This is a genomic window from Micromonospora sp. NPDC047762, from assembly GCF_043204655.1.
GTDB lineage: Bacteria > Actinomycetota > Actinomycetes > Mycobacteriales > Micromonosporaceae > Micromonospora.
This window is the reverse complement of record NZ_JBIDCQ010000008.1, coordinates 153,002-165,725: the sequence shown is the minus strand read 5'-3', so window position 1 is coordinate 165,725 and position 12,724 is coordinate 153,002. Positions and strand designations below refer to the sequence as shown.

Annotated in this window: 13 protein-coding genes; 8 read left to right on the top strand and 5 right to left on the bottom strand. The window is 70.3% G+C overall.

Going from position 1 to position 12,724, the window contains the following annotated elements:
* Nucleotides 1-32 precede the first annotated feature (32 nt).
* The 4 genes from ACGF3C_RS24090 to ACGF3C_RS24075 are packed head-to-tail and all read left to right on the top strand — an operon-like array spanning nt 33 to nt 2,257.
* Nucleotides 33-596 carry a dihydrofolate reductase family protein gene (locus ACGF3C_RS24090; RefSeq protein ID WP_357223512.1) on the top strand — a complete coding sequence of 188 codons (564 nt, stop codon included), beginning with the start codon at nt 33-35 and terminating at the stop codon, nt 594-596.
* A gap of 3 nt (nt 597-599) precedes the next feature.
* A complete protein-coding gene (locus ACGF3C_RS24085; protein WP_393225354.1) occupies nt 600-1,040 on the top strand; it encodes an alpha/beta fold hydrolase in 441 nt (146 codons plus the stop codon).
* Nucleotides 970-1,281 carry an alpha/beta fold hydrolase gene (locus tag ACGF3C_RS24080; protein ID WP_393225351.1) on the top strand — a complete coding sequence of 104 codons (312 nt, stop codon included), beginning with the start codon at nt 970-972 and terminating at the stop codon, nt 1,279-1,281. The genes ACGF3C_RS24085 and ACGF3C_RS24080 overlap by 71 nt, the downstream gene beginning before the upstream one ends.
* Before the next feature lie 34 nt (nt 1,282-1,315).
* Nucleotides 1,316-2,257 carry a MerR family transcriptional regulator gene (locus ACGF3C_RS24075; RefSeq protein ID WP_393225348.1) on the top strand — a complete coding sequence of 314 codons (942 nt, stop codon included), beginning with the start codon at nt 1,316-1,318 and terminating at the stop codon, nt 2,255-2,257.
* Between the two features lie 48 nt (nt 2,258-2,305).
* On the opposite strand, the gene ACGF3C_RS24070 is transcribed toward ACGF3C_RS24075, so the two are convergent.
* Entirely contained in the window at nt 2,306-3,241 is a 936-nt protein-coding gene (locus ACGF3C_RS24070; RefSeq protein WP_393225345.1) for a DUF2332 domain-containing protein, read from the bottom strand.
* Nucleotides 3,242-3,385: 144 nt separating this feature from the next.
* On the opposite strand from ACGF3C_RS24070, the gene ACGF3C_RS24065 reads away from it, so the two are divergent.
* Nucleotides 3,386-4,498 carry an FAD-dependent monooxygenase gene (locus ACGF3C_RS24065; protein WP_393225342.1) on the top strand — a complete coding sequence of 371 codons (1,113 nt, stop codon included), beginning with the start codon at nt 3,386-3,388 and terminating at the stop codon, nt 4,496-4,498.
* Between the two features lie 23 nt (nt 4,499-4,521).
* Here ACGF3C_RS24065 and ACGF3C_RS24060 read toward each other — a convergent pair whose 3' ends face one another.
* Together ACGF3C_RS24060 and ACGF3C_RS24055 are read right to left on the bottom strand one after the other, a co-directional pair.
* Nucleotides 4,522-5,487, bottom strand: coding sequence for a CU044_5270 family protein (locus tag ACGF3C_RS24060; RefSeq protein ID WP_393225339.1), 966 nt, complete (start codon nt 5,485-5,487; stop codon nt 4,522-4,524).
* A gap of 15 nt (nt 5,488-5,502) precedes the next feature.
* The gene (locus ACGF3C_RS24055) at nt 5,503-6,072 is read right to left on the bottom strand and encodes a sigma-70 family RNA polymerase sigma factor (RefSeq protein ID WP_357223496.1); all 570 of its coding nucleotides are present in this window, start codon (nt 6,070-6,072) and stop codon (nt 5,503-5,505) included.
* Between the two features lie 87 nt (nt 6,073-6,159).
* Between ACGF3C_RS24055 and ACGF3C_RS24050 the strand changes: the two genes are divergently transcribed.
* Both ACGF3C_RS24050 and ACGF3C_RS24045 read left to right on the top strand, forming a co-directional pair.
* Complete coding sequence (locus ACGF3C_RS24050; protein WP_357223494.1) at nt 6,160-6,471, top strand: NIPSNAP family protein; 312 nt, start codon at nt 6,160-6,162, stop codon at nt 6,469-6,471.
* A gap of 168 nt (nt 6,472-6,639) precedes the next feature.
* Entirely contained in the window at nt 6,640-7,539 is a 900-nt protein-coding gene (locus ACGF3C_RS24045; RefSeq protein ID WP_357223492.1) for a bifunctional 5,10-methylenetetrahydrofolate dehydrogenase/5,10-methenyltetrahydrofolate cyclohydrolase, read from the top strand.
* A gap of 351 nt (nt 7,540-7,890) precedes the next feature.
* Here the strand turns inward: ACGF3C_RS24045 and ACGF3C_RS24040 are convergent, their stop codons facing one another.
* Nucleotides 7,891-10,797: a vitamin B12-dependent ribonucleotide reductase gene (locus ACGF3C_RS24040; protein WP_357223479.1), complete on the bottom strand. Its 2,907-nt coding sequence runs from the start codon at nt 10,795-10,797 to the stop codon at nt 7,891-7,893.
* Nucleotides 10,798-10,832: 35 nt separating this feature from the next.
* The gene (nrdR, locus tag ACGF3C_RS24035) at nt 10,833-11,333 is read right to left on the bottom strand and encodes a transcriptional regulator NrdR (protein ID WP_124854399.1); all 501 of its coding nucleotides are present in this window, start codon (nt 11,331-11,333) and stop codon (nt 10,833-10,835) included.
* A 538-nt stretch (nt 11,334-11,871) separates the two neighbouring features.
* Between nrdR and lexA the strand changes: the two genes are divergently transcribed.
* Nucleotides 11,872-12,657: a transcriptional repressor LexA gene (gene lexA / locus ACGF3C_RS24030; RefSeq protein ID WP_091400540.1), complete on the top strand. Its 786-nt coding sequence runs from the start codon at nt 11,872-11,874 to the stop codon at nt 12,655-12,657.
* Nucleotides 12,658-12,724 lie beyond the last annotated feature (67 nt).

The following is a 12,724-nucleotide window of genomic DNA, read 5'->3' as shown; positions in this document are numbered from 1 at the left end:
CGACAACCATCGAATCCTACGGAGGAGACGCGATGCGGAAGATCGTTGTGCAGATGAGCCTGTCGTTGGACGGGTTCTTCGAAGGCCCGGGTGGCGACATCAGTTGGCACCAGGTCGACGAGGAGTTGCACCAGCACTTCAACGACGTGATCGCCCCGATGGGCGGGTTCCTCAACGGCCGGGTCAGCTACGAGCTGATGGCCGCCTACTGGCCGACCGCCGATCAGGATCCGACCGCCAGCGGCCCGGAGCGCGAGTTCGCCCGGATCTGGCGGGACATGCCGAAGATCGTCTATTCGCGCACCCTCGACCACGCCGACTGGAACTCCACAGTCGTGCGCGAGGTCGACGTCGAGCAGGTCCGCAAACTCACCGCCGAACCGGGCGGCGACCTGGCGCTCGGTGGGGCCGACCTGGCCGCGACGTTCGCCCGACACGACCTGATCGACGAGTACCGGATCTACGTCCACCCGGTGCTCGTCGGTCGGGGCCGCCGACTCTTCCCCGACGCCGAGACTCCGACCGGTCTGCGGCTGGTGGAGAGCCGCGTCTTCGGCAACGGCGTGGTCCTGCTCCACCACCAGCGGGTCCGCTGAGCGATGATCAGCACCTTCGCCGGGATCGACGGAACCACCCTCGCGTACCGGAGGATCGGGGTTGGAGACCCGCTCGTCTGCCTGCCGGGCGGGCCGATGCGCGACTCCGCGTACCTCGGTGACCTCGGCAATCTGGGCGCACACCGGACGCTTGTCATCCTCGATCCGCGGGGCACCGGCCGCTCGGAGGCCCCAGCGGACGTCTCGACCTACCGCTGCGACCGGATGGTCGACGATGTGGAGGCGCTACGCGGACACCTGGGCCTCGACCGGCTGGATCTGCTCGGGCACTCCGCCGGCGCCAACCTGGCTCTGCGATACCTGACCCGCCACCCCGATCGGGTGGGCCGACTCGCGCGGCCGGTGGGACGAGATGGCACGGGCGCATCAGGCGGCCGAGGATGGTCAGCGCAACGAAGAGGCGGCAAGGGTCTTCAGCTCTGAGGGCGCCTTCGACCCGCCGGCCAGTCGTACGGCGCTCGCCGCGCATCGAGGCCCGGTGCTGCTGCTCGCCGGTGCGGTCGACCTGGCCGCGCCGCCGGGACTGGTGGCCCGGTTCGCCGAGCTGAGTCCGCGCGCCACGCTGGTCGTCCAGCCGGGCGCCGGGCACTACCCGTGGCTCGACGACGCCGAGGCGTTCACCGCGACGGTCGCGGCATTCCTCGCCGGCTCGGATGGTGCTTGAGTCTCCACCGGGGGGAGACGCGAGGGTGGGGGGCATGAGCGGGGAGACGCGTCACACGATCGGCGAGCTGGCCCGACGGACCGGCCTGAGCGTCAAGACCATCCGGTACTACGCTGACAGCGGGATCGTGCCGCCGACCGATCGGAGCCCGGCCGGCTACCGACGGTACGGCCCGGCGGCAGTGGCCCGGTTGGAGCTGGTCCGGACGTTGCGTGACCTGGGCTTGGACCTGGCCACCATCCGACGGGTGGTGAACGACGAGGTGCCCCTGCGCGAGGTGGCCGCCGCGCACGCCGAGGCGTTGGCCGTGCAGATCCGGGTGCTGCGGCTGCGCCAGGCGGTGCTCACCGTCGCGGCGAGGCGCGGGTCGGGCCCGGCCGAGGTGGACGAGCTGCACCGGCTGGCCCAGCTCACCACCCGCGAACGCGGGCAGTTGGTGGCGGACTTCCTGGACGGCGTCTTCGCCGGCCTCGGCGACCAGACCACGTACCAGGGTGCGATCGTCTCGATGACACCGGAGCTTCCCGACGACCCGAGCACTGAGCAGGTCGAGGCGTGGCTGGAGCTGGCCGAGTTGTGCCGGGACCGGGAGTTCCGGGCCCGGATGCGGCGGCTCGCGCGGCAGCACGCCGCCGACCACGACATCCCGGGGCTGCCCCGCCCGGACGCCGTCGCGGTGGTCCGGGACGCGGTGGCCCCCGCCCTCGCGGCCGGTCTCGACCCGACCAGCCCGGACGCCGGTCCGGTGGTCGCGGCCGTCACCAACCGGTACGCGAACCTGCACGGTCACTCCGACGAGGTCGACCTGCGTCAGCGGTTGCTCGACCGGCTGGTGCCTGCCAACGACCCTCGCCGGGACCGCTACCTCGACCTGTTGGCGGTGCTCAACGGCTGGTCGACAGGCGATGCGACGACGCCTGCGGTGGACTGGTTCATCCGGGCCCTGCGCCACCGGATGCCCGAGCTGGCCCGCTGAGCTGACCGGATCGGACCAACGGCCTGGCCGCCGGTCGGCTCGGTGACGTCAGCCGAACCAGGTGAGCGCCTGACCGTGGCCTCTGGTCCAGGCCAGCGGCTTTCCGTCCAGCGCGAGGACGTTGTGCAGCACGTCGCTCGGCGGGGCGGGCAGTCCGTCGTACCGGAGCACCGTTGGCGCCTCGTTCGCCACCCAGTGCCCCGGCAGCTCGCCGACCAACCGGACGAACGCGTCCCGGCGCGGGGACGGCACCTGATAGAGCACGGACGTGTGGAAGACCACCAGCGTCGCATCGGTCGGCGCCCGCGCGGCCAGCGCCGGCAGATCGTCCACCAGGTCACCCCGGACCAACAACGGCGGGTCGGCCGCGGCCACCGCCGCCGCGGCGCGCAGCCGGGCCCGCCGATGGGCCTGTTCCGGCCAGATCAGCGCGTCCAACCAGGACACGTCGTCGCTGTCGGTCACGTCGAGCGGGTTGAGGTCGAGCCCGGCCCGCCACACCACCTGGGGTACGCCTGCCGGCGGCACCAACCCGTTGGCCGCGCAGTCGAGAAGCGGCTCACCGGAGCCGACCTGACGGTCGCCGTAGCGGTACGCGTACCGGTCGGGGTAGAGGCAGAGCCCGGCCGACGCACCGACCTCCAGCAGGGCGAGGGGCTGCGGTAGCGCGGCGAGCACCGGCAGCAGGACCGCGCACCGCCCCGCCTCGTTCGTCTGGGTCGCCCGGGTGAGCATCTGCGTCTCGATCGCCGGCCAGTGCGTCACCACGTAGTCGTGGAACGCGGCCGGGTCGTCGACCGGGCCACCGAGCCAACGGACGACGCCGAACAGCAGATTCGGCTGCCGCTTGGCCGGCGGCAGCCCGTCGAGCAGGGTGAGCAGGTCATCGTCGCGGGCGACCGCCTGCGACAGGCGCTCATACGTAGGCGACACCCCGCGCGCCTCGCGGCTGCCGAACTCGGCGTACGTCTCAGCGGTCGTCATGGCCTCATCGTCGCAGCCCATTCCTCGGTATTTCAGCCCCCGTTCCCGTGCGCCGGCTCACCCCCCTCGTAGAGTGCTGCCGCGGCTGGACCATTGAGCAGCAGCTCAGCGGGGTCGCGCAGGGGCAACGGGGAGGAATGTGTCGTGCGGGGTGACGGCGTCCGGGTACTGATCGTCGGCGGAGGTGTCGCCGGGCTGGCGGCGGTTGCCGCGCTGCGCGGGTGGGGTGCCACCGTCGACGTGGTCGAGCGGGCATCCGGGCCGACCGACTCCGGCACCGGGATCTACCTGACCGGGAACGCCACCCGGATGCTCGACGTACTCGGTCTGCGGGAGCCGGTCGCCGACGTCTCCGTGGAGATCACCCGGCAGCGCAGCGCCAACCAGCGCGGGCGTCGCCTCTTCGACATCGACGTTGCCGCGCTGTGGCGGGGCGTCGGGCCGTGCGTGTCGCTGCCCCGGGCGCAACTGCACCGGGCGCTGCTCGCCGGCGTCGGCGACACCCCGATCCGCTGGGGCCGCCAACCGGTCGCGCTCCTCGCGGAGGGCGACCGGGTCGCCGTCGAGTTCGACGACGGTGCCACCGAACGGTACGACCTGGTACTCGGCGCGGACGGGGTGAACTCGACGGTCCGCCGGCTCGCCTTCGACGGTCAGGCGGCCCGCGACCTCGGCCAGTACGCGTACCGGTGGGTCGCTCCCCGCGTCGACGACGAGCCGGTCTGGTCGGTGCAGTTGGGGCGCGGCAGGCAGTTCCTGACCATCCCGATCAGCGCCGAGCAGACGTACTGCTACTACAACGACGGCCCGGTGGCCGACCGGCCCGGCTGGCGCGACGAGCTGGCCGAGACGTTCACCGAGCCGGTGGCCACCATGCTCAAGGCCCTCGACTACGACGACAGCACCCTGCACGCCGGGCCGAACCAGGAGGTCGTACTCGACTCCTGGTCCGGGGGGCCGGTGCTGCTGATCGGCGACGCCGCCCACGCCACCTCACCGAACATGGCCCAGGGCGCGGCGATGGCCCTGGAGGACGCCGTCGTGCTCGCCTCGTCGTTGGCGACCGCCGGGTCCGTTGCCGAGGCCCTGCGCGGGTACGAGGCGCGGCGCCGCCCGCGTACCGACTGGGTGCTCAGCCAGACCCATCGCCGCGACAAGGCCACCGGGCTCCCGCCCGCGCTGCGCGACCTGGTGATGCGCCGCCTCGGCGAGCAGATGTTCCGCTCGAACTACGGCCCCCTGTTCGCCCGGCCGTGACCGACCGGCCGTGACCGGCTCGCTCACGGCACCTGGCCCGGCCGGTCGACGATGGCGACCCGCAGGAGCGCGGCAGCCGACTCCAGTGACTCCTTGCCGTCGCGCACCACCGAGTGGCGGCGCCCGAGGAAGACATGGGTGTCGCGGTCGAAGAGCAGGTCCACGTTGCCAGCGATCACACCGGGCATCCGGATCGCCACCCCGTGCCGGCCTGCGGCGTCCACCACGTCGGCGGAGATGACTGTCGCGCCGGGTTCCCGGGCCAGCACTTCATACAGCGCCGCCAGCGCTCGGGGTGGCACGTAGCCCTGGAGCATCGACCGCGCGGTGGTGTACGCCATGCTCTCGTCCGCGTAGAGGGCCTCCTCGTCGGCCCCTGCGGGGAGATTCAGGTCGACCGGGTGTTCCCGAAGGTAGCGGAGCAGCTCGTCCGGGTCGGTGGGCAGGTCGCCGTGGTACGCCGGCGGCTGGAACGCGTCGAGCTTCTTCGTGGGATCGGCGGCATCGTCCATCCGGAGCTCCCTCAGCTCGCCCCAGCCGTTCGGGTCGCTCTCCGGTCGGTAGCGTCCCTTCGTGTACGCGACTCCGCCAGCCGACTGCCACAGCTGGTTCCGGATGGTCTGGTAGGGCCCGCTGTCCGGCAGGTCCCGGATCGTCGCCAGGGTTTCGGTGAAGACGTACTGGTCGGGTCGGGCGGTGAGCTCCGGCTGTTGCCGGGCCGCGTCGGCCGCCAGGTGGAAGATCTCCGACGCGCTGGCAGTCGGCGGCGGCTGATCGCCCAGCCTCATGGTCTGGACCGCCAACGCACCGGCGGTCAACGTCACCGCCAGTCCGAGCGCTCCGACGAGACGCCAACCGCGCAGTAACTGGGTACGGCGTCCGGCGGGACGGGCCGCCGACGCCTCCTCGGCCCGTTGGGCGACGTGTGCGCTCAGATCCCTGAGAAGCTGCTCCTCGAACCCCTGCGGCGACCGTTCGGTCTCGTTCATCGTCATCTCCGTCTCTCAGGCGAGGGTGGTGACCGGGCGGGCGAGCACGGCGCGGACGATGCGGCGGGCACGATGCAGGCGGACCCGAGCGGCCACCGGTGACATCCCGAGCACTGCCGCCGCCTCCGCGACGCTGAGGCCGTCCACGGCGACGAGTTCGACAAGCGTCCGGGTGCCCTCGGGCAGCTCGCTCAGCGCCCGATGGGTGCGGCGGGCCGCCGACTCGGCGTCGATCCGCTCCTCGATGCGCGCGATGTCATCGGGGCCGAGGTCCCGTCGTCCGGCCAGTCGGCCGGTCACCCGCAGCCGTTGGGCCGCCCGACGCCGCTCGTCGCCGATGACGTTGCGGGCCACCCCGTACAGCCAGCCGATCTGGCTGCCCCGCTCCGGCCGGTAGCCGGCCGCCGACTCGATCACCGCCAGGAACACGTCGGCGGTGAGGTCGGCGGCGAGATGCGGGTCGTCGACCCGCCGCGCCACGAACCGGCCCACCGCCTCCAGGTGCCGGCGGTAGAAGACCTCGAAGGCCACCGGATCGGCTCCGATGCCGGAAATGTCATCATCGACTCGGCTCGGCTCAGTCACAGGCCGTCCTCCCTCGTAGCCTTCACACCCCTTCTTCGTCAGGCGGAGCACGAGTGTTACCGAACACCCGGCCCGTAAGGTGACCGCGTGATCACCTGCGTCGTGCACTACACCATCGATCCCGCGCAGATCGAAGCGTTCGAGGACTTCGCCCGGGCATGGATGCGGCTGGTGGCCAAGCACGGTGGCGTGCACCACGGCTACTTCCTGCCCGCCGAGGGTGCCAGCGACAAGGCCGAGGCGCTGTTCAGCTTCGAGAGCCTGGCGGCCTACGAGCGTTACCGCGCGCGGTTCGGCAACGATCCGGAGTTCCTCGCTGCCGACAGCATCCGGGACAACTCCGGTTGTGTCGTGCGGTACGAGCGAACGTTCATGCGCCCGCTTCTGCCGACCGACTAACTCCGTCGACGGCTTCGCTTCGGGCGGCGCTGCTGCTCCAACTGGGCAGTTGCCCTGGTGATGGGGCATGATCGAGGCACCGGCGACTGGCGGCACGGGGATGGTCGAAACCATCGGGGAGCCTCTCGCGGGCGTCGACCGCCTGGGCGCCTGCGTCGAGGAACCGTCATGACCACGACCAGCCCATCCGCCGAGCACCACACCCCATCGGGCGCGGCCCGGCTCCTGCCGGGTGCGCCCGTCGCCGAAGCCGTCCTGGCCGAGACCGCCGCCGCAGCCGCCCGGCTGCGCAGCCGTGGGATCACACCGAGCCTCGCCACCATCCTCGTCGGCGACGACGACGCCAGCGCCGGTTACATCGCCATCAAGCAGCGTCAGGCCGCCGCGCTCGGGTTCGCCTCCCCGCACGTGCATCTACCGGCCACCGCCACCCAGGCCGAGCTGCACCAGGCCATTGCCCGATTCAACACCGATCCGGACGTACACGGACTGCTCGTGCAGTACCCCGTGCCGGGGCATCTGGACTACGACGCGGCGTTGCAGACCATCGACCCGGACAAGGACGTCGACGGCATGCACCCACTGAACATGGGGCGTCTCGCCGTCGGCCTGCCCGGCCCGCTGCCGTGCACCCCCGCGGGCATCGAAGCCCTCCTGGCGTACTACGAGATTCCCGTCGCCGGCCGTGAGGTCGTCATCCTCGGTCGCGGCGCCACCCTGGGCCGCCCCCTCGCCATGCTGCTCGCCCAGAAGCGCCCGACCGCCAACGCCGCCGTCACCGTCGTCCACACCGGCGTGCCCGACTGGGACCGCTACACCCGCCGCGCCGACATCCTCGTGGCCGCCGCCGGCGTACCCGGGATCGTGAAGCCTGAGCACGTCAAGCCCGGCGCGGTCGTCATCGGCGCCGGTGTCCGCTACGACGGGCGGCGCCTCCTACCGGACGTGGACGAAGCGTGCGCCGAGGTGGCCGGCGCGATCACCCCCCGGGTCGGCGGAGTCGGCCCGACCACCGTCGCGATGCTGTTCCGCAACGCCGTACGCGCCGCCGAACGAGCGAGCGAGTAGTTCGGCTCCGCGTCCGCGGGCACCCAGGTCAGGTTGAGCTCAGCACCGACGATTCCCGTGATCAAGTGATGAAAAGTAGGTCCCAGAGCCATCTTTCGACCTATTTCTCATCACTTGATCACGGGAACACGTCTTGCGCAGGTGACGCAGACCGCCATCCGTCAGACTCCACGCGTGGAGAAGCGCGGCAAGCGCCTCTTCGCCTATGACGGTTGCAGCGCGCACCTAAAGCAGATGCCTCCCGCCCGCATTCGGGTGGGAGGCATCTGTTCTAGACCTCGACCAGGATAGATGTCAACCAGTGATTCCTCTTAGGAGTTACTCACAGGGGACGTGCACAACTTCCCGGTTTCAGCTGCAGCCGCTGGTGGAGCCGCAGCCCTCGCAGACATAGCAGCTACCGGCGGGGCGCATCTTCGTACCGCAGGTGAAGCAGAGCGGCGCGTCGGCGGCCTTGCCGATCACGGCCTCCAGCAGTTCGGTGCTGGAACCCACGCTCGGAGCCGGCTTGGCGGCGGCCACGTCGGCCATCTCCTGGGCCGGCTGGGCGACAGCCTCCGGCTTGGCCGGCGTCTCCACCGGCGCGGACGACGCCATCGCGGTGAGGTCGGCACCGGTGACGGCGGCGGCCTCCGCGTCGGCCTCGGCCCGCAGCTGCGCGGCCCGCTCCGACGCGGTGAAGATGCCCAGCTCGGCGCGACGCTCGTAGGGCAGGAAGTCCAGTGCCAGGCGACGGAAGATGTAGTCCATCACCGAGGCTGCCATCCGCACGTCCGGGTCGTCGGTCATGCCGGCCGGCTCGAAGCGCATGTTGGTGAACTTGCTGACGAACGTCTCCAGCGGCACGCCGTACTGGAGGCCGATGCTGATGGCCACCGAGAAGGCGTCCATCACGCCGGCCAGGGTCGAGCCCTGCTTGGACATTTTCAGGAAGACCTCACCGAGGCCGTCGTCCGGGTAGGACGACGCGGTCAGGTAGCCCTCGGCGCCACCGACGGAGAAGCTGACCGTCTCGGACGGGCGCTTCTTCGGCAGGCGCTTCCGCACCGGCCGGTACTCGATGACCTTCTCGACCGCGGCCGGCGCGGCCGTTGCGGTCTCGACGGCGGCGGGCTCGGTGGCCTTGTTGGACTTCGCCACCGAGAGCGGCTGGCCGACCTTGCAGTTGTCCCGGTAGATCGCCAGCGCCTTGAGGCCGAGCTTCCAGCCCTCGAAGTAGATCTTCTCGACGTCCTCGACGGTGGCCGCCTCCGGCATGTTGACCGTCTTGGAGATCGCGCCGGAGACGAACGGCTGGATGGCCGCCATCATCCGCACGTGACCCATCGGGGCGATCGTCCGCTCCCCCATGGCGCAGTCGAAGACCGGGTAGTGCTCCGGCTTGAGGCCGGGGGCGTCCACCACGTGGCCGTGGTCGGCGATGTGCTCGACGATCGCCTCGACCTGCTCCTCGGGGTAGCCGAGGCTGCGCAGGGCGCGCGGCACCGTCTGGTTGACGATCTGCATCGAGCCGCCGCCGACGAGCTTCTTGAACTTGACCAGCGCCAGGTCCGGCTCCACGCCGGTCGTGTCGCAGTCCATCATGAAGCCGATGGTGCCGGTCGGGGCGAGCACGCTGGCCTGCGCGTTACGCCACCCGAACTTGTCGCCGATCTTGTTGCCCTGGGTCCACTGCTTGGTCGCCTCGCGGACGATCGCGGTGGCCACCGGGCTGGTCGGCTTGATCTCGTCGTTGGCCGCGGCGTGCTTGCGCATGACCCGCTTGTGCGGCTCAGCGTTGCGGGCGTAGCCGTCGTACGGGCCGACGACGCCGGCCAGCTCGGCGGAACGGCGGTAGGCGGTGCCGGTCATCAGCGACGTGATCGACGCGGCGACCGAGCGGCCCTGCTCCGAGTCGTACGGCAGGCCGGAGGCCATCAGCAGGGCACCCAGGTTGGCGTAGCCGATGCCGAGCTGCCGGTAGGCGCGGGACGTCTCACCGATCTTCTCGGTCGGGAAGTCCGCGAAGCAGATCGAGATGTCCATCGCGGTGATGACGAACTCGACGGACTTGACGAACTTCTCCACCTCGAAGCCACCGTCGGCGCGGAGGAACTTCATCAGGTTGAGCGACGCCAGGTTGCACGAGGAGTTGTCCAGGTGCAGGTACTCCGAGCACGGGTTCGACGCGGTGATCCGCCCGGTCTCCGGGCAGGTGTGCCAGTCGTTGATCGTGTCGTCGTACTGCAGACCGGGGTCGGCGCACTCCCAGGCCGCCTGGGAGATGGAACGGAACAGATTCTTGGCGTCGACGGTCTCGATCACCGAGCCGTCCAGCCGGCCGCGCAGGTCGAAGCCCTTGCCGTTCTCGACCGCCGACATGAACTCGTCGGAGACCCGGACCGAGTTGTTGGCGTTCTGGTACTGCACGCTGACGATGTCGGAGCCACCGAGGTCCATGTCGAACCCGGCGTCACGCAGCGCGCGGATCTTGTCCTCCTCGCGCGCCTTCGTGACCACGAACTCCTGGATGTCCGGGTGGTCCACGTCGATGATGACCATCTTGGCCGCCCGGCGGGTCGCGCCGCCGGACTTGATGGTGCCGGCGGAGGCGTCCGCGCCGCGCATGAAGCTGACCGGGCCGGAGGCGTTGCCGCCGGAGGAGAGCAGCTCGCGGGACGAACGGATACGCGACAGGTTGACCCCGGAGCCGGAGCCGCCCTTGAAGATCAGCCCCTCCTCCTTGTACCAGTCGAGGATCGAGTCCATCGAGTCGTCGACGGCCAGGATGAAGCAGGCGCTGACCTGCTGCGGCGACGGCGTGCCGACGTTGAACCAGACCGGCGAGTTGAAGCTGAACACCTGGTTCAGCAGCATCCAGGTCAGCTCGTGCGCGAAGACCTCGGCGTCGGCCGGGCTCGCGAAGTAGCCGTACTCCTCACCAGCGGTGCGGTAGGTGGTGACCACCCGGTCGATCAGCTGCCTGAGCGACCACTCGCGCTCCGGGGTCCCCACCGCTCCCCGGAAGTACTTGGTGGTGACGATGTTCGCGGCGTTGACGCTCCACGACTCCGGGAACTCCACCCCACGCTGCTCGAAGTTGATCGAGCCGTCCCGCCAGTTCGTCATCACGACGTCACGGCGCTCCCAGGAGAGCTCGTCGTACGGGTGGACCCCCTCGGTCGTCCACACCCGCTCGATCTTCAGCCCCGCGCCTGCCTTGTTTCGTGAACGGCTAGTTGTCACGCCGTCGCCCCCCTCGTCTGCGCGGTGCCCCACCGCGCGTCCCAATCTCTTTGAAAAACCGTGAAGACTCAGCTGGTACGGCCGGCGGTTTCCACCGCATCGGCCCGGCCCTGCTCCCGGGCTCGCGCCGCGGCCCGCAACGTCTCGATCTCGCGCTCGAAGTCGGCGAGCGAGTCGAACGAGCGGTAGACGCTGGCGAACCGCAGGTAGGCGATCTCGTCCAGGTCGCGTAGCGGACCCAGGATCGCCAGGCCCACGTCGTGGCTGGGGATCTCGGCGGCCCCCTTGGCCCGGACCGACTCCTCCACCCGCTGCGCGAGCAGCGCAAGGGAGTCGTCGTCCACCGGCCGGCCCTGGCACGCCTTACGCACCCCGCCGATGATCTTCGTGCGACTGAACGGCTCGGTCACCCCGCTGCGCTTGACGACAGCGAGGACCGCCTCCTCGACGGTGGTGAACCGCTTGCCGCACTCCGGGCAGGATCGCCGCCGTCGGATGAGCTGGCCGTCGTCGGCCTCCCGCGAGTCGACCACCCGGGAGTCAGCGTGCCGGCAGTACGGACACCGCATCGCCTACCTCCTAATCGTGATCAACCGCGTCGTACCGGGCACACCCGGGCATGACTCACCACGGCGGTGTGATGCGCTCACAGCGCTCGCCGTGGTGAACCTTACGGGAGTGCGGTCGGTAGTCAGACCCAACCTGTAGGCAACTTACGCCCGTGTCACTACTACATCTAGGGGTCGACGGTATGTCGCTGCGGAAGCCGGGTCAAGTTGGTCGGCGTGTCCGGCGCGTCACGGACCATCCGGTCATCAACACACCGCACAACGCCCGAAGACCCAACGTCACGATGCCGCCCGGGTTACCGGCCAGCCGGCCGGACCCAGCCGGAAAATGATGCAGGATCGAACACCAGTGCTACCTGACGTACCATTTATCAGAACATCCGTACGAGCGGAGCGCTTTTTCACCCCGACACGCCGGTGAGAGGTCGTACAGATGTTTGAAAATGACTGATCTCACCTATACGGTCATGAACAACGTGGCACCACCGCACGCACCACGAGCCGACGAGGCACCCAGCGCCGACCAGGGAGGACGGACGTGACCGAGGACCGGGCCAGCCGGCCGAAGAGCCCGCAGCAGATCACCGAGGCGGGCCCCCCGGCCACCCGACGCCGCAGCGCCGCGCGCAGCCGGACGGGTCAGCCCGCCGTGCGTCCGGTCACCCCGGTGGTCAGTGCCTTCCCCGACCCGGCGACGGTCGACCTGACCGCCCGCCAACGGCGCATCCTGGAGTTCATCCGCACCTGGGTGGAACGCCACGGCTACCCGCCAAGCGTCCGCGAGATCGGCGAGGCGGTCGGCCTGGTGTCGCCGTCCAGCGTCGCCTACCAGCTCAAGGAGCTGGAGAAGAAGGGCTTCCTGCGCCGCGACCCGAACCGGCCGCGCGCGGTGGACGTACGCGCCCCCAGCGAGGCGATCGACGACGAGCTGTCGAGGGCACAGCGGCCCACCCCGGCGTACGTGCCGATGCTCGGTCGGATCGCCGCCGGTGGGCCGATCCTCGCCGAACAGGCCGTGGAGGACATCTTCCCGCTCCCCCGCGAGCTGGTGGGTGAGGGCGAGGTCTTCATGCTCCAGGTCAAGGGCGACTCGATGCTCGACGCGGCGATCTGCGACGGCGACTGGGTGGTCGTCCGGCAGCAGCCGACCGCCGACTCCGGCGAGATCGTGGCCGCCATGCTCGACGGCGAGGCGACAGTGAAGACCTACCGGCGGCGCGACGGGCACGTCTGGCTGATGCCGCAGAACCCGGCCTTCGACCCGATCCCCGGCGACGACGCCACCATCATGGGCCGGGTCGTGGCGGTGCTACGCCGGATCTGACCGATCGGCGGGTGGGTGCCACCAGCGCTCACCCGCACCGCTCGTCAGACCGGTTGAGCGCTACAGC

What these genes read in the sequence shown, in the direction of transcription:
- nrdR (WP_124854399.1), bottom strand. Translation starts at nt 11,333, where the DNA reads ATGCGGTGTCCGTACTGCCGGCACGCTGACTCCCGGGTGGTCGACTCG.
- ACGF3C_RS24070 (WP_393225345.1), bottom strand. Translation starts at nt 3,241, where the DNA reads ATGACGACCGCTGAGACGTACGCCGAGTTCGGCAGCCGCGAGGCGCGC.
- ACGF3C_RS24090 (WP_357223512.1), top strand. Translation starts at nt 33, where the DNA reads ATGCGGAAGATCGTTGTGCAGATGAGCCTGTCGTTGGACGGGTTCTTC.
- ACGF3C_RS24080 (WP_393225351.1), top strand. Translation starts at nt 970, where the DNA reads ATGGCACGGGCGCATCAGGCGGCCGAGGATGGTCAGCGCAACGAAGAG.
- ACGF3C_RS24085 (WP_393225354.1), top strand. Translation starts at nt 600, where the DNA reads ATGATCAGCACCTTCGCCGGGATCGACGGAACCACCCTCGCGTACCGG.
- ACGF3C_RS24075 (WP_393225348.1), top strand. Translation starts at nt 1,316, where the DNA reads ATGAGCGGGGAGACGCGTCACACGATCGGCGAGCTGGCCCGACGGACC.
- ACGF3C_RS24060 (WP_393225339.1), bottom strand. Translation starts at nt 5,487, where the DNA reads ATGAACGAGACCGAACGGTCGCCGCAGGGGTTCGAGGAGCAGCTTCTC.
- ACGF3C_RS24045 (WP_357223492.1), top strand. Translation starts at nt 6,640, where the DNA reads ATGACCACGACCAGCCCATCCGCCGAGCACCACACCCCATCGGGCGCG.